This window comes from Rhodococcus sp. JS3073, assembly GCF_026810085.1.
GTDB classification, from domain to species: Bacteria; Actinomycetota; Actinomycetes; order Mycobacteriales; family Mycobacteriaceae; genus Rhodococcus_F; species Rhodococcus_F wratislaviensis.
Window position 1 is genome coordinate 1,070,351 of sequence record NZ_CP113951.1, and the last position, 19,257, is coordinate 1,089,607.

20 protein-coding genes are annotated in these 19,257 nt (G+C 68.0%); 9 read left to right on the forward strand and 11 right to left on the reverse strand.

Features of this window, described 5'->3' with window-relative positions; translation table 11 throughout:
- The first annotated feature begins 35 nt into the window (after positions 1 to 35).
- Positions 36 to 1,529: a glycerol kinase GlpK gene (gene glpK / locus OYT95_RS05185; RefSeq protein ID WP_268790914.1), complete on the forward strand. Its 1,494-nt coding sequence runs from the start codon at positions 36 to 38 to the stop codon at positions 1,527 to 1,529.
- On the opposite strand, the gene OYT95_RS05190 is transcribed toward glpK, so the two are convergent.
- Positions 1,514 to 2,698 carry an aminotransferase-like domain-containing protein gene (locus OYT95_RS05190; RefSeq protein WP_268790915.1) on the reverse strand — a complete coding sequence of 395 codons (1,185 nt, stop codon included), beginning with the start codon at positions 2,696 to 2,698 and terminating at the stop codon, positions 1,514 to 1,516. The two genes, glpK and OYT95_RS05190, sit on opposite strands and share 16 nt — an antisense overlap.
- A gap of 169 nt (positions 2,699 to 2,867) precedes the next feature.
- On the reverse strand, positions 2,868 to 4,271 hold the full coding sequence (locus OYT95_RS05195; RefSeq protein ID WP_037244922.1) for an NAD(P)H-quinone dehydrogenase: 1,404 nt from the start codon (positions 4,269 to 4,271) through the stop codon (positions 2,868 to 2,870).
- A 116-nt stretch (positions 4,272 to 4,387) separates the two neighbouring features.
- Between OYT95_RS05195 and OYT95_RS05200 the strand changes: the two genes are divergently transcribed.
- The gene (locus tag OYT95_RS05200) at positions 4,388 to 4,849 is read left to right on the forward strand and encodes a gamma-glutamylcyclotransferase (RefSeq protein WP_011598217.1); all 462 of its coding nucleotides are present in this window, start codon (positions 4,388 to 4,390) and stop codon (positions 4,847 to 4,849) included.
- 19 nt (positions 4,850 to 4,868) lie between these two features.
- Here OYT95_RS05200 and OYT95_RS05205 read toward each other — a convergent pair whose 3' ends face one another.
- From OYT95_RS05205 to OYT95_RS05215, 3 genes are read right to left on the reverse strand one after another with little or no spacing between them, the layout of a single operon-like run.
- Positions 4,869 to 6,020, reverse strand: a complete 1,152-nt coding sequence (locus OYT95_RS05205) for a M20 family metallopeptidase (RefSeq protein WP_037244919.1) — start codon at positions 6,018 to 6,020, stop codon at positions 4,869 to 4,871.
- Positions 6,017 to 7,177 (reverse strand): M20 family metallopeptidase, encoded by a 1,161-nt coding sequence (locus OYT95_RS05210; protein WP_052033804.1) that lies wholly within the window; start codon positions 7,175 to 7,177, stop codon positions 6,017 to 6,019. The genes OYT95_RS05205 and OYT95_RS05210 overlap by 4 nt, the downstream gene beginning before the upstream one ends.
- A gap of 12 nt (positions 7,178 to 7,189) precedes the next feature.
- Entirely contained in the window at positions 7,190 to 7,888 is a 699-nt protein-coding gene (locus tag OYT95_RS05215) for an enoyl-CoA hydratase-related protein (protein ID WP_037244917.1), read from the reverse strand.
- A 20-nt stretch (positions 7,889 to 7,908) separates the two neighbouring features.
- Between OYT95_RS05215 and OYT95_RS05220 the strand changes: the two genes are divergently transcribed.
- Together OYT95_RS05220 and OYT95_RS05225 are read left to right on the forward strand one after the other, a co-directional pair.
- On the forward strand, positions 7,909 to 8,691 hold the full coding sequence (locus tag OYT95_RS05220) for a purine-nucleoside phosphorylase (RefSeq protein WP_037245037.1): 783 nt from the start codon (positions 7,909 to 7,911) through the stop codon (positions 8,689 to 8,691).
- A complete protein-coding gene (locus OYT95_RS05225) occupies positions 8,688 to 10,277 on the forward strand; it encodes a phospho-sugar mutase (RefSeq protein ID WP_268790916.1) in 1,590 nt (529 codons plus the stop codon). Before OYT95_RS05220 ends, OYT95_RS05225 begins: the two co-directional genes overlap by 4 nt.
- A gap of 8 nt (positions 10,278 to 10,285) precedes the next feature.
- Here the strand turns inward: OYT95_RS05225 and upp are convergent, their stop codons facing one another.
- Positions 10,286 to 10,909 (reverse strand): uracil phosphoribosyltransferase, encoded by a 624-nt coding sequence (upp, locus tag OYT95_RS05230; RefSeq protein WP_005256973.1) that lies wholly within the window; start codon positions 10,907 to 10,909, stop codon positions 10,286 to 10,288.
- Positions 10,910 to 11,116: 207 nt separating this feature from the next.
- On the reverse strand, positions 11,117 to 12,259 hold the full coding sequence (locus OYT95_RS05235; RefSeq protein ID WP_268790917.1) for an RNA-guided endonuclease TnpB family protein: 1,143 nt from the start codon (positions 12,257 to 12,259) through the stop codon (positions 11,117 to 11,119).
- Positions 12,260 to 12,401: 142 nt separating this feature from the next.
- On the opposite strand from OYT95_RS05235, the gene OYT95_RS05240 reads away from it, so the two are divergent.
- Positions 12,402 to 12,614: a YbaB/EbfC family nucleoid-associated protein gene (locus OYT95_RS05240; RefSeq protein ID WP_268792201.1), complete on the forward strand. Its 213-nt coding sequence runs from the start codon at positions 12,402 to 12,404 to the stop codon at positions 12,612 to 12,614.
- A gap of 3 nt (positions 12,615 to 12,617) precedes the next feature.
- Here the strand turns inward: OYT95_RS05240 and OYT95_RS05245 are convergent, their stop codons facing one another.
- Positions 12,618 to 13,517 carry a M23 family metallopeptidase gene (locus OYT95_RS05245; protein WP_268790918.1) on the reverse strand — a complete coding sequence of 300 codons (900 nt, stop codon included), beginning with the start codon at positions 13,515 to 13,517 and terminating at the stop codon, positions 12,618 to 12,620.
- 47 nt (positions 13,518 to 13,564) lie between these two features.
- Between OYT95_RS05245 and OYT95_RS05250 the strand changes: the two genes are divergently transcribed.
- Together OYT95_RS05250 and OYT95_RS05255 are read left to right on the forward strand one after the other, a co-directional pair.
- Entirely contained in the window at positions 13,565 to 13,738 is a 174-nt protein-coding gene (locus OYT95_RS05250) for a hypothetical protein (protein WP_268790919.1), read from the forward strand.
- 351 nt (positions 13,739 to 14,089) lie between these two features.
- On the forward strand, positions 14,090 to 15,334 hold the full coding sequence (locus OYT95_RS05255; protein WP_128639063.1) for a primosomal protein: 1,245 nt from the start codon (positions 14,090 to 14,092) through the stop codon (positions 15,332 to 15,334).
- A 20-nt stretch (positions 15,335 to 15,354) separates the two neighbouring features.
- Here OYT95_RS05255 and OYT95_RS05260 read toward each other — a convergent pair whose 3' ends face one another.
- Genes OYT95_RS05260 through OYT95_RS05270 form a run of 3 tightly spaced genes read right to left on the reverse strand, consistent with a single transcriptional unit; the run spans position 15,355 to position 18,142 of the window.
- Complete coding sequence (locus tag OYT95_RS05260; protein ID WP_037244904.1) at positions 15,355 to 16,440, reverse strand: adenosine deaminase; 1,086 nt, start codon at positions 16,438 to 16,440, stop codon at positions 15,355 to 15,357.
- A 9-nt stretch (positions 16,441 to 16,449) separates the two neighbouring features.
- Positions 16,450 to 17,745: a thymidine phosphorylase gene (locus OYT95_RS05265; RefSeq protein ID WP_037244901.1), complete on the reverse strand. Its 1,296-nt coding sequence runs from the start codon at positions 17,743 to 17,745 to the stop codon at positions 16,450 to 16,452.
- Positions 17,738 to 18,142: a cytidine deaminase gene (locus OYT95_RS05270; RefSeq protein ID WP_037244899.1), complete on the reverse strand. Its 405-nt coding sequence runs from the start codon at positions 18,140 to 18,142 to the stop codon at positions 17,738 to 17,740. Before OYT95_RS05270 ends, OYT95_RS05265 begins: the two co-directional genes overlap by 8 nt.
- 324 nt (positions 18,143 to 18,466) lie before the next feature.
- On the opposite strand from OYT95_RS05270, the gene sdhC reads away from it, so the two are divergent.
- Positions 18,467 to 18,802, forward strand: a complete 336-nt coding sequence (gene sdhC / locus OYT95_RS05275) for a succinate dehydrogenase, cytochrome b556 subunit (RefSeq protein WP_025432265.1) — start codon at positions 18,467 to 18,469, stop codon at positions 18,800 to 18,802.
- Position 18,803: 1 nt separating this feature from the next.
- A complete protein-coding gene (locus tag OYT95_RS05280; protein WP_005239887.1) occupies positions 18,804 to 19,247 on the forward strand; it encodes a succinate dehydrogenase hydrophobic membrane anchor subunit in 444 nt (147 codons plus the stop codon).
- Positions 19,248 to 19,257 lie beyond the last annotated feature (10 nt).

Genomic DNA, 19,257 nt, shown 5'->3' on the forward strand with positions numbered 1-19,257 from the left:
GATGACGACGGATTCTCTGCCAGGCTAGTAGCTTCATGCGTGTGATTCAGTACATCGCCGCGATAGACCAGGGCACCACCTCCAGCCGCTGCATGATCTTCGATCACGACGGCGCCGTGGTCAGCGTCGCCCAGAAGGAACACGAGCAGTTCTTTCCGCGGGCAGGCTGGGTGGAGCACGACCCGGCACAGCTGTGGATCAACACCCGCGAAGTGGTGGCGTCCGCGCTCGCGAAGGCCGATCTCACCAAACGCGACATCGCCGCGATCGGCATCACCAATCAGCGGGAGACGGCGGTCGTGTGGGACCGGAACACCGGAGAACCCGTGTACAACGCCATCGTCTGGCAGGACACGCGCACCGACGAACTGTGCACCGAACTCGGTGGCGACGAGGGCCCGGGCCGGTACCAGAAGCGCACCGGCCTGCCGCTGTCCACGTATTTCTCGGGGCCGAAGGTCCGGTGGATCCTCGACAACGTCGAGGGTGCGCGCGAGAAGGCGGAAGCGGGCGAGCTCTGCTTCGGCACGATCGACAGCTGGATTCTGTGGCACATCACGGAGGGCACCCACGTGACGGATGTCACCAACGCCTCCCGCACTCTGCTGATGAATCTCGAGACCCTCGACTGGGATCCGGAGATCTGTGCCGATTTCGGTATCCCGATGTCGATGCTCCCCGAGATCCGCAGCTCGTCGGAGGTGTACGGCGTCGGACGACCGCACGGGACACTGCCCGGCGTGCCGGTGGCCGGAATCCTCGGCGACCAGCAGGCCGCCACGTTCGGCCAGGCCTGCCTGTCGGAGGGCGAAGCGAAGAACACGTACGGAACGGGGAACTTCCTGCTGCTCAACACGGGAACCACTCCCGTGCACAGCAAGCACGGACTCCTCACCACCGTCTGCTACAAGATCGGTGACGCGCCGGCCGTGTACGCGCTGGAGGGGTCCGTGGCCGTCACCGGCTCCCTGGTGCAGTGGCTGCGCGACAACCTGGGAATCATCGAGTCCGCCAAGGACATCGAGGATCTGGCCACGTCGGTCGACGACAACGGCGGCGCCTACTTCGTGCCCGCGTTCTCCGGGTTGTTCGCACCGCGCTGGCGGCCCGACGCCCGCGGGGCCATCGTCGGACTCACCCGGTTCGTGAACAAGGGACATCTCGCCAGGGCCGCCCTGGAGGCCACCGCGTATCAGACCCGCGAGGTGATCGAGGCGATGCGCGCCGATTCGGGCGTCGAACTCGCCTCCCTCAAGGTGGACGGCGGCATGGTCGTCAACGAGACCCTCATGCAGTTCCAGTCCGACATCCTTGCAGTGCCCGTCATCCGGCCCGTCGTCAACGAGACGACGGCGCTGGGCGCCGCGTACGCCGCGGGGCTTGCCGTCGGCTTCTGGGAGAGCGAGGACGACATCCGCGCGAACTGGGCCGTCGACAAGACGTGGGAACCCGCGATGGACGAGGCCGAGTCCACCCGGCTCTACGCCGAGTGGAACAAGGCGGTCGAACGGACCTACGACTGGGCGTGATCGGCGTACGCGTCGCCGAGTCTCGCCGCCGCGCCTGTCAGCACGTCCTCCGGACAGGTCGCGAAGCACAGTCGCAGAGCGCTCCGGTGCTCCGCGGCGACGCCGAAAGCCGATCCGGGGACGAAGGCGACACCGTGGTCCACGGCGGTCTGCAGCAGTGCCGCCGTGTCGAGGTCCGCGTCCGTGAACTCGGTCCAGCAGAACATCCCGCCCGCCGCCGACGACACGCGGACGCGGTCGCCGAACGTCGAGGTGACGCCGTCCGCGAGCGCCCGGGCCCGGGACCCGTAGCGGCCGCGCAGCATCTCCAGGTGCAGGTCCAGCCAGGGCTCGTCCGACAGCAGTCCGGCGGTTATCTGGTGCGTCAGCGACGAACCGCAGAGGTCCGCGCCTTGCTTGAGCAGTTCGACGGCCTCGCACACCCGCCGGTCGCCGTGCAGCCACCCGACCCGCAGCGCCGGTGCCAGGATCTTCGACGCGCTGGACAACCGGATCACCCGGTCCGACAGCGCCGCGACGGGCGCGGGCGGTGGCCCGTCGAAGAAAAGTTCGCCGTATGGATCGTCCTCGATCACCCAGAAGCCGTAGCGGTCGGCCAGTGCAGCCAGGTGTTCCCGGCGGCCGGGCGTCAGGACGACGCCACGAGGGTTGTGGAAGTTGCTCACCGTGTGGACCACGGTGGGGCGGAGTCCGTCCGCGAGCATGCCCTGCAGGGCGGCGGTGTCCATCCCGTCGGCGTCGAGGGCGACGGACCGGATGTCGGCCTCCGCGGCCCGGAACACCTGCAGCGCTCCGGTGTAGGCGGGTTCCTCGACGACCACGACGTCGCCGGGATCGAGCAGCACCTGCGCGAGAAGGCTCAGCGCCTGCTGCGAGCCGTGGGTGACGACGACGTCGGCGGCGCCCAGCGGCCGGCCGATCTTGGCGCCCTCACGTGCGGCGAGCACGTCGCGGAGCCGGCGCAGCCCGGTGGTCTCGCCGTACTGGACGGACGCCGGATCAGTGAGCGCGAGTTCAGCTTCCTTCCGGATCCGTTCGCGCGGAATGAATTCGGGATCGGGAAGCCCGCCTGCCAGGCTGACCACGTCGGGCCGGGCAGTGAGGGTGAGAAGGTCACGGATGGCGGAGCTGTGCAGACCATCCATGCGGCGGGCAAGTGATTGCGGCATGTCGACTCCCAGGAGGCACGTCAAAGCGGGGATCAGGTGAGGAACACCCTGTCCGTCCTGGGTCTGCGGGGCGGGAGAGCGCCGAGGCACGGGTCGATGATTTCGAACCGTGCCTCGACTATCTCACCAAACGAGCCACTATGTGAAATGCATATCCCACACTTCGGGATCAGTCCAGGTCGTCGTGCCGCATCAGCTGGCGTGCCGCCTCGGTGATCGAACCCGTCAACGACGGGTACACCGAGAACGTCGCGGCGAGGTCGTTGACGGTGAGGTTGTTCTGCACCGCGATCGCGATGGGCAGGATCAGCTCCGACCCGTTGGGGGCCACCACCACGCCGCCGATCACCACACCGGTGGCCGGACGGCAGAAGATCTTCACGAAGCCGCGGCGCAGACCGGACATCTTGGCGCGCGGGTTGGTGTTGAGCGGGAGCATGACGGTGCGGGCCGGCACCTCGCCGTCGTCGATCGCGGCCTGGCTGACGCCCACGGTGGCGATCTCGGGGCGGGTGAACACGGCCGACGCCACGGTCTTCAGCTTGATGGGGCTCACACCCTCACCGAGCGCGTGGTACATCGCGATGCGGCCCTGCATGGCGGCGACGGACGCCAGCGGCAGCAGGCCGGTGCAGTCGCCCGCGGCGTAGATCCCCGACACCGGCGTCCGCGACACACGGTCCACACGCAGGTATCCACCCTTGTCGAGTTCGATGCCGACCTTCTCCAACCCGAGACCCTGGGTGTTGGGAACCGAACCGACGGTCATCAGGGCGTGGCTGCCCTCGACGGTCCGGCCGTCGGCGAGCACGACGACGATGCCGTCCTCGGTACGTTTCACGGCATCGGCCCGGGCGTGCTTGACCAGGGTGACGCCACGCTCGGCGAGGACGTCCTCGAGGACGAGGGCGGCGTCGGCGTCCTCACCGGGCAGGACGCGGTCGCGGCTGGACACCAGCGTGACCTTGACGCCCATCTCGGTGTAGGCGGACACGAACTCGGCACCGGTCACACCGGAACCGACGACGACGAGGTGCGTCGGCAGCTCGTCGAGGTCGTAGAGGTCGCGCCACGTCAGGATGCGCTCGCCGTCCGGCTCCGCCCCGGGGATCACCCGGGGACTCGCACCGGTGGCGATGAGGACGACGTCCGCGTCGAGTGTCTTCTTCTCGCCGTTCTCGAGGGTGGCACACACCTGGTGGGACGCCATGCCCAACCGCGGGTCGACGATCTCGGCGGTGCCCGACAGCAGTTCGACACCGACCGTCTGCAGGCGGGTGCGGATGTCGGAGGACTGCGCCTGCGCGAGGCTCTTCACACGGGCGTGGATCTGCGGCAGTGCGACCGTGGCCTGCTCGGGATCGAGCGCAATGCCCAGGTCGGTGGCGCGCCGCATGTCGGTGCGCACGCCGGTGGAGGCAATGAAGGTCTTGGACGGCACGCAGTCGAACAGAACGCAGGCGCCGCCCACCCCGTCCGAATCGATCAAGGAGACGGAGGCGCCGTGCTGTGCGGCCACCAGCGCTGCCTCGTATCCGGCAGGCCCGCCACCAATGATCACGATTCGGGTCATCTGTCCTCCAATTCAACTGCCGACCGGGGTCTCCGGCCGGCTTTTTCTGCGATCGCAGCGCGTCGTGTCGTGCACTGCATGCAACAGATTACTAGCCACCGTTTAGGCTTGCCGCCGTGTCGATCTATGCCGCCTACGGGTCCAACATGCATCCCGAGCAGATGTTGCAGCGCTGCCCTCACTCGCCGATGGCGGGGACGGGCTGGCTGCACGGCTGGCGACTGACGTTCAGTGGCGGGGACATCGGCTGGGAGGGCGCACTCGCCACCGTGGTCGAGGACCCCGATTCCAAGGTGTTCGTCGTGCTCTACGACGTCCCCGAGGAGGACGAGGTCAGCCTCGACCGATGGGAGGGCTCCGAACTCGGCATCCACCGCAAGATCCGCGTCCGCGTGGACACCGAGGGCGAACCCGCGCTCGCGTGGTTGTACGTGCTCGACGCGTACGAGGGCGGCCTGCCGTCCGCCCGCTACCTCGGGGTGATGGCCGACGCCGCAGAGATCGCCGGGGCCCCCGCCGACTACGTGCGCGACCTGCGCACCCGCAACAGCCGCAACGTCGGACCGGGCACCGAATAGAACCGCCTGGCGCCGCGCCTCAGCCCAGCACGAGGCTCGACAGCACCCGCACCCCGACGCCCAGCGCCCTCTCGTCCAGATCGAACGTGGGCTGGTGGATGTCGAGTTGCTCGCCGACCCCCGACCAGACGCCGAGCCGGGCCATCGCACCGGGAACCTCTTCGAGATACCAGGAGAAGTCCTCGCCGCCGCCGGACTGCGGCGTGTCGGCGAGGGCGTCCGGGCCGACCGTGCGGATGGCGGCCTCGAACATGCGCGTCGACACCTCGTCGTTGACGACGGGCGGGACCCCGCGGCGGTAGTTGAGCTGGTACCGCACCCCGGTGGGCGCGAGCAGACCGTGGACGATCTCCCGGACCAGCGGCTCGAGCATCTCCCACGTCTCGTGATCGCCGGTCCGCACGGTGCCGGTCATCATGCCGGTTTGTGGAATGGCGTTGGGCGCCCGGCCGGCGCTCACGGCACCCCACACCATCACGGTGCCGGTGCGCGGGTCGATCCGCCTGCTCAGCATGCCCGGCAACCCCGTCACGACGGTGCCCAGCGCGAACACGAGGTCGGTGGTCAGGTGCGGACGCGACGTGTGGCCGCCCGGTGAGTCGAGCACGACCTCGATCGTGTCGGCCGCGGACGTGATCGCGCCGAGCCGCACACCGACCCGCCCGGCCGCGAGCCGCGGGTCGCAGTGGAGGGCGAAGATCCGCGACACACCCTCGAGCCGTCCGGCAGCGACGACCTCGAGCGCGCCGCCGGGCATGACCTCCTCGGCCGGCTGGAAGATCAGCCGGACACCCACCGGGAGGTCGGGGATCTCGCTGAGGGCCAGACCGGTTCCCAGCAGGATGGTGGTGTGGGCGTCGTGTCCGCACGCGTGCGACACGCCCGGCACTGTCGACGAGTACGTGGCGCCGGTCAGTTCCTGGAGCGGGAGAGCGTCCATGTCGGCGCGCAACGCGATGCGGGGACCGTCCGACGGTCCGAGATCGCACGTGAGCCCCGTTCCCCCGGGGAGCAGTTCGGGCGACAGACCGGCCGCGGCCAGCCGCGTCGCCACGAATTCCGTCGTCGCGTATTCGTGTCGCGCGAGTTCGGGATTGGCGTGGATGTGTCGACGCCACTGGGAGAGTTCGTCGGTGTGAGCGAGAATCCATTTGTCGACTGCCGCGTTCACCGGCGATCAACTCCTTCCAACAGCCGCACCCGCTGTGTGTCGTCCGTTGCCGCGCGAACTGCCGTGCGAGCCAGCGCAATCGCTCCGTCGATCACGGCGCGGTCGGCGGACTCGGTGATGCACGCCGCCGCGAACCGAGGCTGATGCGTCACCGCACCGCCCGAGTCGAGACCGATGACGGGATGAATTCCGGGCAGGACGTTGGTGACGTTGCCCATGTCCGTGCTGCCCAGCGGACGGACGCCCTCCCACTCGAGCGGCAACGGTGTCCGCCCCATGTCGATGATCTGCTCCCGGTACGTCGCGACCAGCCACGGGTCGGGCGTCAGTTCCGTGTACGTGGGCGACACCGTCCGGATCTCGTGCGTGCATCCGGTGGCGAGTGCGCCGGCCGCGAAACACGCCTCCGCGCGCGTCGTCAGCTCGGACAGCGACCACGCCGTCTCGGCGCGCAGATAGTAGAGCATTTCGGAGCGTGCGGGAACGATGTTGGGCGCCGTGCCGCCGTCGGAGACGATCCCGTGGATCTGCTGCCCCGGCGAGAGGTGTTGGCGCAGCAGGCCGATCCCGACCTGGGCGACGGTCGCGGCGTCGGCGGCATTGCGCCCGAACTCCGGTGCGGCCGACGCGTGCGCCTCGCGGCCGGTGAACGTGACCGCGATGTCGGCCAGTGCCAGCGACGTCGCACCCGTGATGTCGATCGGACCCGGATGCACCATCAGGGCTGCCGCGACATCGTCGAAGACGCCTTTCTCGAGCATGGCGATCTTTCCGCCGCCGCTCTCCTCGGCGGGCGTCCCGATGACCCGCACCGTGATCCCGAGCCGGTCGGCGACCGTGGCGAGCGCGACGCCGGCACCGACCGCGGACGCCGCGATGATGTTGTGCCCGCACGCGTGGCCGATCTCCGGGAGCGCGTCGTACTCGGCGCAGATACCGATGACGAGGTCGCCGCTGCCGAACGTGGCGTCGAACGCCGTGGGCAGGCCGGCGATGCCCGACTGCACGTCGAACCCGCTGCGTTCGAGCAGTTCGGTGATCTTCGCGACGCTACGGAACTCCTCGAACGCGAGCTCCGGTTCGCTGTGGATCGAATGGGACAGCGCGATCAGATCGGTCTCGATTGACCTGACCGCCGCCTCGACATCCGCATTCACGTGCTCATTCTCTCACCCGAAGCTGAAGTTGCTCTTGTCCGTCACCGTGGCGAGCGCGGCGAGGGCGTCGTGATGGATTCCGCGCTTGATCCCGGCGAGGTTGGCGCCGCGGGTGGCGGTGAGCGCGGCGGCCCGTGTCACGGCGGCCGCGAGGACGCCGTCGCCGTCCGCGAGTTCGTCGACGATGCCCGCGGCGAGCGCGTCCGAACCGCCGTAGCGGCGGCCCGTCGTCATCGCCTCGACCGCGGTCTGCTTCGGCAGACGAGTGTTGAGGAGCGCCGACATCCCCACGGTGAAGGGCATGTTCAGCGACACCTCGGGGAGGCAGTAGAACCCGCGGTCGGCGCGCATGACCCGGAAGTCGTGCGACGTGGCGAGCATCGCGCCGGCACCGAAACCGTGCCCCTGGACGGCGGCGACGGTGGCCATCGGGAACGCGAGCAGGCGGCTGTAGATCGTGTGCACCCGGTCGAGGTATTCCGGGAGCTTGTCCGTGTTCGCGAAGATCCACGTGGTGTCCAGGCCGTTCGTGAAGAACTTGCCCGTCGCGGTCGTGACCAGTGCGGCGGGACCCTCGTGGGCTTCCACCTCGTCCAGTGCGGCGTGGGTGGCGTCGATCCAGTCCGGATGGAAGCGGTTCTCGTTGTCCGTCTCGCCCTCGTTGCCGAGGTACAGGATGAATACGTCGCCGTCGCGATCGAGATAGGGCATGAGTGGAAGACTATCGCCTCATGGGAACGCCAGACGCCGCGGCCGCCGCGCTCGCCGCGCACACGAACTGCGCCGAACACTCGATCGCCGTCGTCCTCGGATCGGGGTGGAATGCCGCCGCCGACCGGTTCGGCGAATCACTCTGCACCGTCCCGATGGCGGATCTACCGGGGTTCACACCACCCTCGGCCGCGGGTCACGCCGGAACGATCCGCTCCGTGGACGTGGGCGGCAAGCGGGTCCTCGTCCTCCTCGGCCGTACCCACGCCTACGAGGGCCATCCCCTGTCGTCCGTCGTCCACCCGGTGCGCACGGCCATCGCCGCCGGAGCGACGACCGTCATCCTGACGAACGCGGCCGGGGGAATCCGCGAGGACTTCACCGTCGGACAGCCCGTGCTGATCAGCGATCACCTCAACCTCACGGCCCGGTCACCTCTCGTGGGCGCGGAGTTCGTCGACCTGGTCGACGCGTACGACCCCGAACTGCGGGCCCTCGCCCGCGACATCGACGGGTCGCTGAGCGAAGGCGTCTACGCCGGTCTGCCGGGTCCGCACTACGAGACCCCCGCCGAGATCCGCATGCTGCGGACGATCGGTGCGGATCTCGTCGGCATGTCCACCGTCCACGAGACGATCGCGGCGCGGGCACTCGGCGCCCGCGTCCTCGGGATCTCGATGGTGACCAATCTCGCGGCCGGCATCACCGGCGAGCACCTGAACCACGAGGAGGTCCTCGCCGCGGGCCGGGCGTCCGCCGACCGCATGGGCGGTCTCCTGCGAGAACTGGTGGAACGCTTGTGAACGATCCGATCGCGGACTGGATCGACGCCGATCCCGACCCCGAAACACGGGCGGAACTCGCGAGTCTCTCCGCCGACGAGCTCGCCGACCGCTTCGCCGCTCCGCTGAGTTTCGGGACCGCGGGTCTGCGCGGGCCGGTGCGGGCAGGCCCGAACGGCATGAATCTCGCCGTGGTGATCCGCACGACGGCCGGGCTGGGCGCTTGGCTGAAAGACAGGTGCCTGGGCGGCTCCACCGTCGTCGTCGGGCGCGACGCGCGGCACGGATCCGAGAAGTTCGCCGTCGCCGCGGCGGAAGTGCTGGCGGGCGCGGGATTCTCGGTCGTCCTCCTCCCCCGCCCGCTCCCCACGCCGATCGTCGCGTTCGCGGTCCGCCGCCTCCGGGCCGCGGCCGGCGTGCAGATCACCGCCTCCCACAACCCCGCCGCCGACAACGGATACAAGGTCTACCTCGACGGCGGCGCCCAGTTGATCTCGCCGTCCGACAGGGAGATCGAAGCATCGATCAGCCGGATCGGGCCGGCGAATCTCGTCCCCCGCACCGTGGTGACGCCGGCGTCCGAAGAACTCCTCGACCGCTACGTCGACCGGGTCGCGTCCCTGCCGACGGGACGGTCGCGGACCCTGCGCATCGCGCTCACCGCCATGCACGGCGTCGGCGGCGAGACCGCAGTCACCGCACTGAAATCCGCCGGATTCACCGACGTCCACACCGTCGCGACCCAGTTCGGCCCGGACCCCGACTTCCCGACCGTCGAGTTCCCCAATCCCGAGGAGCCGGGCGCCTCGGACGCCGTCCTCGCTCTCGCCGCGGACGTCGGCGCCGACCTCGCGATCGCCCTCGACCCCGATGCCGACCGGTGCGCGGTCGGCGTGCGCGGGCCGGACGGCTGGCGGATGCTCCGCGGCGACGAGACGGGCGTCCTCCTCGGCGAGCACGTCCTCGCCTCCGCCCCGGCCGACTCGCTCGTCGCGACGACGATCGTCTCGTCCGCCCTCCTCGGAAAGCTCGCCGAGGCGCGCGGCGCCCGCTTCGCGCGCACCCTCACCGGCTTCAAGTGGCTCGTGCGGGCCGGTGAGGGTCTCGTGTACGCGTACGAGGAAGCGATCGGTCACTGCGTCGACCCGGAATCGGTGCGCGACAAGGACGGTATCTCCGCCGCGGTGGTGGCCGCCGACCTCGCCGCGACGCTGCGAGCAGAGGGGTCGACCCTCCTCGACAGGCTGGACGACTACGCACTCGAATTCGGGTTGCACGCGGGAGACCAGGTGTCGCGACGCGTCACCGACCTCGCGGACATCACCGCGATGATGCGACGCCTGCGGTCGGAACTGCCTGCCGAACTGGCCGGCGAACCCGTCGAGGCCACGGATCTGGCGGAACTGCGCGGGCAGTCCCGCACCGACGCCGTCGTTCTCGCGGGGTCCACCGTCCGGATGGTCGTGCGCCCCTCGGGAACCGAACCCAAGCTCAAGTGCTACCTGGAGGCAGTCGTCCCGGTGCCCGATCGATCGGCGCTACCCGCAGCCCGCGAGAGGGCCGCGACCCGGTTGAACCTGTTGCGCGAGTTCGCCGAAGCCCTGTAGCCGAGGAGTCAGCGCGGCCCGAACTGACGGTCCCCGGCATCGCCGAGGCCGGGCACGATGAACGCGTCCTCGTTGAGCCCCTCGTCGACCGCAGCGGTGACGAGTCTCACGGGATGACCCGACGCCGAGAGGGCGGCAACACCTTCGGGCGCCGCCACGACGCACACTGCGGTGACGTCCGTGGCGCCGCGGGCGACGAGCAACTCGATCGTGTACACCATCGAACCGCCGGTCGCGAGCATCGGGTCGAGGACGTACACCGGGATGCCGGACAGGTCCGCGGGGAGCGACTCGAGGTACGGCACCGGCAGATGCGTCTCCTCGTCCCGGGCCATGCCGACGAAACCGACTCGCGCCTGCGGGATCAGGCTGCTGGCCTGCTCGACCATGCCCAGTCCGGCGCGCAGGACGGGAACGAGTAACGGCGGATGGGTGAGTCGCACCCCGTCGGTCGTGGCGATGGGCGTGACCACGTCGAACGTCTCGACCGGAGCCTCGCGCATCGCCTCATAGACCAACATGTGTGTCAGCCTTCGCAAGGCGGCGCGAAATGTGGCATTGTCGCTGCGCGCATCGCGCATCGTTGTCAGGAGGACCGCTGCGAGCGGGTGGTCGACGACGTGCGTGTTCATTCTCGAAGAATAAGGGGGCGCGGGGCGAGATTTCGCAGGAGAGCAATTCTCGGCGAATCGGGGGCGGAACCGAATCAGTCTCACCGGCGTCGGGCGCGCGTCCAATATGGTGACCGGTTTGACGTCCTCTCGGCCGTGAACGACCGAGATTCCCCTCGGGACTCGCGTCTCGAGGTTCCTGTTTCACCGATAGTTGCCTTCCCGCACTTACGTGCGGGGCGGTCTCACACCATCTCCGCAGGCTGCCACCGTCAGTCCGACGGCCAAAATGTTCCTCGCCGCGTTCACATCCCGGTCGTGGACGACGCCACATCGGCACGTCCACTCCCGCACGGTCAGCGGCATCGTCGAGGCGATTGCCCCGCACGCCGAGCAGGTCTTCGACGAGGGATAGAACCGGTCGATCGCCACCACCCGCCGCCCGTACCAGTCGGCCTTGTATTCGAGCATGGACCGGAACTCGGACCAACTCGCATCGGAGATCGCCCGAGACAACGACCGATTCTTGACCATGTTCCGCACACTCAGATCCTCGATGGCGATCACTTGGTTTTCGCGCACCAGTCGAGTGGAGAGTTTGTGCAGATGATCGCGACGCCGATCGGCGATCCGGCCATGGATCTTCGCGACTTTCAGTCGGGCCTTGGCCCGGTTACGGGATCCCTTCTGCTTCTTGGCCAGCACCCGCTGCGCCTTCGCCAGCCGCTCACGGTCCGTGCGCTCATGACGCGGGTTGGTGACCTTCTCCCCCGTCGAGAGCGTGTAGAGGCTGGTGATCCCGGCGTCGAGCCCGACCCCACGACCGGTCGACGGGGGCTCGGTGATCGTGTCCTCGACGAGGATCGAGACGTGGTATTGACCGCGGGCATTGCGCGACACCGTCACCTGTGACGGCGTGGCCCCCTCCGGTAGCGGCCTCGACCACCGGATGTCCAGGGGTTCGGACTGCTTGGCCAACCGGATCTGCCCGCCGCGGTAGGTGAAGCAGTTCGAGTAGTAGGTCGCCGAATCCTTCGAGTGGCCCTTCTTCTTGAATCGCGGGTGGCGGGTCTGTTTGCGCCAGAACCTGTCGAACGCGCCCTGCAACTGTCGCAGCGACTCCTGCAGCGGCCCCTTCGACGGCTCCGACAACCACTCCGTCTCAGTGTCCCGCTTCCATCCGGTGAGCATCTTCGAGGTGTCCGCGTAGGTGACCCGCCGCTGCTCCTGCGACCAGGCACGCGAGCGCTCCGCTAACGCCCGGTTGTAGACGTACCGGGTGCATCCGAACGTCCGAGCAAGCTGTTCCGCCTGCACCGCGGTCGGATAGAAGCGGTACTTGAACGCCCGCTTCACCACCCTCCCCGCCATGTCTGAGAGACTAACATCCTAAAATTCCAGAAGCAGGGGATCGGCTATTCCGAACCTGAAGGACCTGGTTTGCCCCGAAAGATTCACGGATCAAATCCGACTGGGGGATGACGATGAACGACTTGAGGGGGCTACCGCGAGTATCGCCGAGTCGAGCGAGTCCGATCCGGTCGCAGCCGCAGTAGACGGGAAAGGCACGCTGACCGATCTCTGGATGGACGACTCCATCTCGACGCTCAACGCCCGCACACTCGCGACGATGATCACGAGCACCACCCAGGAGGCCGCCCGGCTCGCCACCGGACAGCGCAACCGGGTCATGACGACGCTGCAGGACGGGTTCGGGAAGGTGTGACGGTCACTCCCCGGCGAAGTGGACGACCGTCTGGCTGAGCGGCATTTCGTCGGTACGGGGTTCGGGAGTGGGCGGATACGTGACGTCCTCGAGCGTCGCGTGCCCTGCCAGGTCGAACGCGTCGAACTCGAACGGCACGCTCTCGGCCAACGCCGGATTCGTGTTGTCCATCAGATGGAAGTGCAGGTGCAGCGCCGTCGACTGTCCGTTGTTGCCGAGTCGACCCACCACCGCGCCTTTCTCGACGTGATCGCCCTCCTTCACCGAGATACTGCCCGGCACGAGGTGGCCGTAGAACGCGTACACGCCGTTCCCGAGGTCCAGGACTATGTGGTTGCCGGTCGCCTCGATGAGGTTGCGCTCGGGCTGCGGTTCCCCGATCACGTTCTCCTCCTGGCCGTCGAGAACCGATACAACCTCCGCGTCGGCCATCGCGATCACGTCGGCCCGGTACCCGACGTCCTTCTCCTTGGTGTTGTCGCCCCGGTACGCGAAGCCCTCGCGGTCCACCCCCAGGAAGTCGATCGCGTACCGCTCGAATTTCAGCAGCCGTCCGTCGACCGACCAGACGCCGCGGCGAGGATGGGTGTTGTCGGCGCAGCAGCCTTCCATCGCCGCCCACCCGTCCCCGCGGAGCGGCGGGCCGATCACCGGGACCGTCCCGTCGAAGACCGGGACGGTCACCGAAGTGTCGAGGGTGGCAGGCACGGGACCGCCGGATTCGTCGACCATGCCCGCGAGGCCGGGAATCGGCTGATCCGGCGGCGTCTCCAGCGCACGGACCGAAACCGTCGCCTTCACCCCTGCCGGCACCGGGGTCGCCTCGTCCATGGCGGCGTCGACGAAGAAGACACCGAGCTGGGCCGGTTGCAGGCGATCGGTCGGGGTCGCGTTGTCACCCACCAGGTTCATGTTCGCCGCGACCGACCCCCGCCCTCGCAGTTCGCGAGGTGGCTGTCCGCTCCGTCGGCCGAGCCGATCTGCACGCGCTGCACGACCAGTGGAACGGCCGCGGTGTTCGTCACGTGGACCTCGAACGTCAGATGGTTCAGACCGTCAATCGCGGTGACGGGGGACGGGGCGAACGGATGGACAGCGCGACCGGTGAGGGACCGTCGAGCTGAGCGGCCGACGACAGCCGTTCGGCGCTGGACCATTCGGTCCCCCACTCCGGCGAATCCGACCCGGAGGCGCCCGACGAGCCGCACGCGCCGCGCACATCCCCAGCACTGCGATCGAGGAGACGCACGACCGCCGCCGTCGGGGTCTTCGAGTTACCTCACCGATCCGGAACATGCACCCTCCTCGAACGAACCGACGCACAGTGAACGTCATGGTGGGGCTCCGATACGCGCCGTTCGCGCCGTTTGACCGACCAGGTCGCGGCTGCTGCGACACGGCGGCGACGGGCGCCGGAAACGGTCCGCACACAGCCCGGGTATAACTTTGGCCGCGGGGTCGATAGGCTTCGCGCCATGGCTGGAGACATCGTCCCGATCGAACTCGGTCTCACCGACGGCGACCTCGTGACACTGTGGGCACCACGGTGGCGTGAGGGCGACGACGAGTGGGAAGCATTCCTTGGTCACGAGGAAGACCTCTACGGGTTCGAATCAGTGGCAGAACTCGCTGCCTTCATCCGCACGAACACGGACAACGATCTCGTCGAGCACCCTGCCTGGAGCGTGGTGTCCGGACTGTCCGCCGCCGAACTCGAGCCCGACGAGAACTTCTGCTTCGATCTGATCGGTGTGCCGGAACTGGCGGCGAGCGACCCCGAGGCCCTCGTCGTGAGCGAACTCGAAGACACGCTCAACATGGTGCGCAACATCGGTGAGGTCTGCGAACTGGACGCGGTCACCAAGTTCTTCAACGCGAACCCCATTCTCGGCGCGCTCCCCGCAGGTGCCAGCGCATTCGAGGGCCGCGAGGGCGAGGAGCTGTGGGCCCAGATCGGCACCGCCATCGCGAAGGGCTGGGATGACGTCCTCGACGCCGTCGACAACATCGTCGCCACCCCCGAGGTGGACGCCGAGGCCGTAGCCGTCGCCGAGGCCGAACTGGTGGCCGCCGACGAGAACACCGTCGACGTGGACGACGTGGCCGACGAGGCCGAGGAAGACGAGGAGTTCGTGGCACTCGACCTCGATACCGAGGACGAGGAGGAGGACGACTCGTTCTGGGGTGCGGTGGGTGTCGACCCCGTCAAGATCATCACGTCCGGGGAGACCTACTTCACTCTCCGCTGCTACCTCGACGACGACGCGCTTTTTCTCGGGCGTGACGGCGCGATCTTCGTCTTCACGTCCGAACGCGCGCTGGCCCGCTACCTCGCCGACAACCACGAGCACGCCCTCGCGCAGGTCAGCACGTACGAGGAGATCCAGGTGGCGGCCGTCGACGGATCGCTCGAGGTCGAGGTCACCGACGAGAACGTGTACGTCCTGCCCGGTCTCGCCGACGACCTGGCCGCCGGCCCGGAGTCCGTGGACGCGGACCAGCTCGACCTCGCAGTCGAATTGTTCACCGATGCAGCCGATTTCGCCGACGACGATTCGGTGGAAACCGCACTCGCGACGTCCGAGCCGCTGGGGTGGTACGTCTCGTTCGTCCTCAACCCGGATCCGACCCGGATGGCGCCCAGCGCACCGTTCGACGCCGAGGCCGAGGCGTGGCGGACGCTCGAGCGGGAGTTCGAGGCCCGCCTGCGGACGGTGTGAGCGCCCGCCCTCTGGGGCGCTCAGCCCACCAGCACGGCGAATCCCGGCTTGATCACCTCGTCGATCAGCTGCAGCCGCTGATCGAACGGGATGAATGCCGATTTCATGGCGTTGATGGTGTAGCGCTCGAGATCCGTCCAGCCGTATCCGAACGTCTCGACGAGGCGGAGCATCTCCTGACTCATGCTGGTGTCGCTCATCAGCCGGTTGTCGGTGTTGACGGTCACCCGGAACCGCAGCCGGGCGAGCAGGTCGAACGGATGGTTCTCGAGGGCGTCCACGGCCCCGGTCTGGACGTTGGAACTGGGACACAGTTCCAGGGGGATCCTCTTGTCCCGCACATAGTTCGCGAGCGTGCCCAGCACCGGGACGCCGTCGTCGCCGATCGTGATGTCGTCCGTGATCCGGACCCCGTGCCCGAGCCGGTCGGTCCCGCAGAACGCGATGGCCTCGTGGATCGACGGCAGACCGAACGCCTCGCCCGCATGAATCGTGAAGTGTGCATTGCTGCCCCGCATGTACTCGAAGGCATCGAGGTGGCGGCTGGGCGGATTGCCGGCCTCGGCGCCGGCGATGTCGAAACCGACGACGCCGCGGTCCCGGAACCGGATCGCCAGTTCCGCGATCTCCCGGGACCGCGCCGCGTGCCGCATCGCAGTGAGCAGAACGCCGATCCGGATGTTCTGGCCGCGCACCTCCGCCGCCGACTCCCCGGCCTCGAACCCCAGCAGGACCTGTTCCACCACCTCGTCCAGGGTGAGCCCCTCTTCGAGGTGCTGCTCCGGGGCGAACCGGACCTCGGCGTAGACCACGCCGTCGTCCGCGAGGTCCTCGGCGCATTCACGGGCGACGCGTTCGAGCCCGACGGGTGTCTGCATGACCGCGACCGTATGAGCGAACGTCTCGAGGTATCTCTCGAGCGAGCCGCTGTCGGCGGCCTCCCGGAACCACGTGGCGAGCGCAGGCGCGGTGTCGGCGGGCAGCGCGTCGTAGCCGCAGTCGCGGGCGAGTTCGAGAACCGTCTCGGGCCGGAGACCTCCGTCGAGATGGTCGTGCAGCAACACCTTCGGCGCTCGGCGCAGGGCCGACAGATCCAGTGCGGTCATGCGACGACGTTAGCGTGAGGGATCCTCTATCCGCTCGATGACGAGCGGCGTGGTCACCGACGGCGCGTCGGCCACGACCGTCCAGGCTTCGGAAAGTGCGGCTTTCGCCGCGGCGAACCGTTCGGGCGTGTCGGTGTGCAGCGTGACGAGCGGGGTGCCCACCGACACCGTCTCCCCCGGCTTCGCGTGCAACTCGATGCCCGCCCCCGCCTGCACCGGCTCGCCCTGTCGCGCGCGACCCGCACCGAGCCGCCATGCGGCGAGCCCGACCGCCATGGCGTCGAGGCCGCACACCACCCCGTCCGACTCGGAGAGCAGCACCTCGGTGTGCCGGGCCGTCGGCAGCGGCGCGTCGGGGTCGCCGCCCTGGGCGGCGATCATCCTCCGCCAGCGGTCCATGGCGGAGCCGTCACGCAGTTTGTCGGCGGGGTCGACTCCGTCGATTCCGGCTGCCTTCAACATTTCTCGCGCGAGCTCGAGGGTCAGTTCGACGACGTCGGACGGGCCGCCGCCGGCCAGCACCTCCAGCGATTCCCGCACCTCCAGCGCATTGCCCGCCGTGTGGCCGAGTGGCGCGTCCATCGCCGTGAGCAACGCCATCGTCCGCACTCCGGCGTCGCTCCCGAGGTCGACCATCGTCTGGGCGAGCTCCCGCGCGTCGTCGAGCTTCTTCATGAACGCGCCCGACCCGACCTTGACGTCGAGCACGAGCGCACCGGTGCCCTCGGCGATCTTCTTGCTCATGATCGAGCTGGCGATCAGGGGAATCGACTCGACCGTCCCGGTGACGTCGCGGAGCGCGTACAACCGCCGGTCCGCCGGTGCCAGGTCCGAGCCCGCGGCGCACACGACCGCTCCGACGGCGGGATCGGACAGGATCTCGGCCATCTCGGAGGTGTCGAGGTCGGCGCGCCAGCCCGGGATCGACTCGAGCTTGTCGAGGGTTCCGCCGGTGTGACCGAGCCCGCGTCCCGACAGTTGCGGCACCGCGGCGCCGCACGCGGCGACCAGCGGTGCGAGCGGGAGCGTGATCTTGTCACCCACACCACCCGTCGAGTGCTTGTCCACAGTGGGCCGGCCGAGGTGGGTGAAGTCGAGGCGGCGACCGGACGAGATCATCGCCGTGGTCCAGCGGCTCACCTCCTCGCGGGTCATCCCACGGAAGTAGATCGCCATGGCCAGCGCCGACATTTGCTCGTCCGCCACGACCCCCCGGGTGAATGCCTCGACCACCCAGTCGATCTCTGCACCGGACAGTTCTCTGCCGTCGCGCTTGGCGGCGATGATCGACGAGGCGTCATGCATGGCTGATTCTCCCCTTCTCCTCCGGACCGAAAGCGTCCGGCAGCAGCTGTTCCAATGGACGCACGCCGACCCGGTGGTCGACGAGCAGTGCGGGGCCGCCGTGCTCGAAGAGAATCTGCCGGCAGCGCCCGCACGGCATGAGTATGTCGCCACTCGCGTCACAGCAGGTGAAGGCGATTAATCGCCCGCCGCCGCCCGCAAATAAGTTACCGACCAGTACGCACTCGGCGCAGAGCCCCAAACCGTATGAGACATTTTCCACATTGCATCCGACGACGATGCGCCCATCGTCCACCAGCGCCGCTGCTCCCACCGCGAAGCCGGAGTAGGGCGCGTAGGCCCGACCCATCACCTCATGCGCGTTGGCGCGCAACAGTTTCCAATCGATCTCGACCATAGTTTCCCATCCAATCACGTGGGCTGAATGGATGCAGAGATTCGCCCGGGACAGCCCGATTCGTATTGGAGAGGCAAACCTAAGTTCAATTGCGGGGGGCGTACGAACCCCGACTCGAATTAGTTCCCCCGTTTCCGTTGGGTTTAGAGTTCAGAGAAGTCGGTTCAGGATCACGTCGGGTCCCCAGTTGTGGTATGTCCGCAACGCTGCGCAGACTCGACACGTCCACCAATGACGTTGGAGGCACAGCACTCGATGAGTACTACGACTGAAGCCGCTCCGGCCAAGGAGCGCACACGGTCGCTTTACCGGGGCGACCCCGGAATGTGGTCCTGGGTTTTGCACCGGATCACAGGCGTAATGACGTTCTTCTTCCTATTCGTGCACGTACTGGATACCGCGCTGGTGCGGGTCAATCCCGACACGTACGACAGTGTCATCGAGACCTACAAGAACCCGATCGTCGGGCTCATGGAGCTCGCGCTCGTCGCCGCGGTGCTGTACCACGCACTGAACGGTGTCCGGGTGATGCTGGTGGACTTCTGGTCCAAGGGACCGCAGTACCAGCGCCTGATGCTCTGGGTAATCCTCGCGATCTGGTTCCTGGTGATGATCCCGGGCGCCGGCCGCATCTTCTACAACATGTTTGCGGGGCACTGACATGACGACAGAAGCCAAGAGTCTCGGCAAGACCTACGACCGTCCCGCCAGCCTGGACAACCCGCGCTCTCCGCGCCGGACCTCGAAGAACAACTTCGAGCTGTACGCCTGGCTGTTCATGCGGTTCTCCGGACTCGCACTGATCTTCCTCGTGCTCGGCCACCTCTTCATCATGCTGATGCTCGACGACGGTGTGCACCGCATCAACTTCGCGTTCGTCGCAGGCCGCTGGTCCAGCCCGTTCTGGCAGTTCTGGGACCTCACCATGCTGTGGCTTGCCCAGCTGCACGGCGGAAACGGACTCCGCACGGTCATCGCGGACTACTCCCGCAAGGACTCCACGCGCTTCTGGCTGACCACGATCCTCGTTCTCTCGATGATCCTGATCATGGGCCTCGGCACGTACGTCATCTTCACCTTCGACCCCAATATCTCGGCGAGCTAGGGGAGCACAG

Excerpts from the sequence above, each read along its gene's own strand:
- glpK (WP_268790914.1), top strand. The coding sequence starts at position 36 with ATGCGTGTGATTCAGTACATCGCCGCGATAGACCAGGGCACCACCTCC.
- OYT95_RS05190 (WP_268790915.1), bottom strand. The coding sequence starts at position 2,698 with ATGCCGCAATCACTTGCCCGCCGCATGGATGGTCTGCACAGCTCCGCC.
- OYT95_RS05195 (WP_037244922.1), bottom strand. The coding sequence starts at position 4,271 with ATGACCCGAATCGTGATCATTGGTGGCGGGCCTGCCGGATACGAGGCA.
- OYT95_RS05215 (WP_037244917.1), bottom strand. The coding sequence starts at position 7,888 with ATGCCCTATCTCGATCGCGACGGCGACGTATTCATCCTGTACCTCGGC.
- OYT95_RS05220 (WP_037245037.1), top strand. The coding sequence starts at position 7,909 with ATGGGAACGCCAGACGCCGCGGCCGCCGCGCTCGCCGCGCACACGAAC.
- upp (WP_005256973.1), bottom strand. The coding sequence starts at position 10,909 with ATGAACACGCACGTCGTCGACCACCCGCTCGCAGCGGTCCTCCTGACA.
- OYT95_RS05235 (WP_268790917.1), bottom strand. The coding sequence starts at position 12,259 with ATGGCGGGGAGGGTGGTGAAGCGGGCGTTCAAGTACCGCTTCTATCCG.
- OYT95_RS05255 (WP_128639063.1), top strand. The coding sequence starts at position 14,090 with ATGGCTGGAGACATCGTCCCGATCGAACTCGGTCTCACCGACGGCGAC.
- OYT95_RS05260 (WP_037244904.1), bottom strand. The coding sequence starts at position 16,440 with ATGACCGCACTGGATCTGTCGGCCCTGCGCCGAGCGCCGAAGGTGTTG.
- OYT95_RS05265 (WP_037244901.1), bottom strand. The coding sequence starts at position 17,745 with ATGCATGACGCCTCGTCGATCATCGCCGCCAAGCGCGACGGCAGAGAA.
- OYT95_RS05270 (WP_037244899.1), bottom strand. The coding sequence starts at position 18,142 with ATGGTCGAGATCGATTGGAAACTGTTGCGCGCCAACGCGCATGAGGTG.
- sdhC (WP_025432265.1), top strand. The coding sequence starts at position 18,467 with ATGTGGTCCTGGGTTTTGCACCGGATCACAGGCGTAATGACGTTCTTC.
- OYT95_RS05280 (WP_005239887.1), top strand. The coding sequence starts at position 18,804 with ATGACGACAGAAGCCAAGAGTCTCGGCAAGACCTACGACCGTCCCGCC.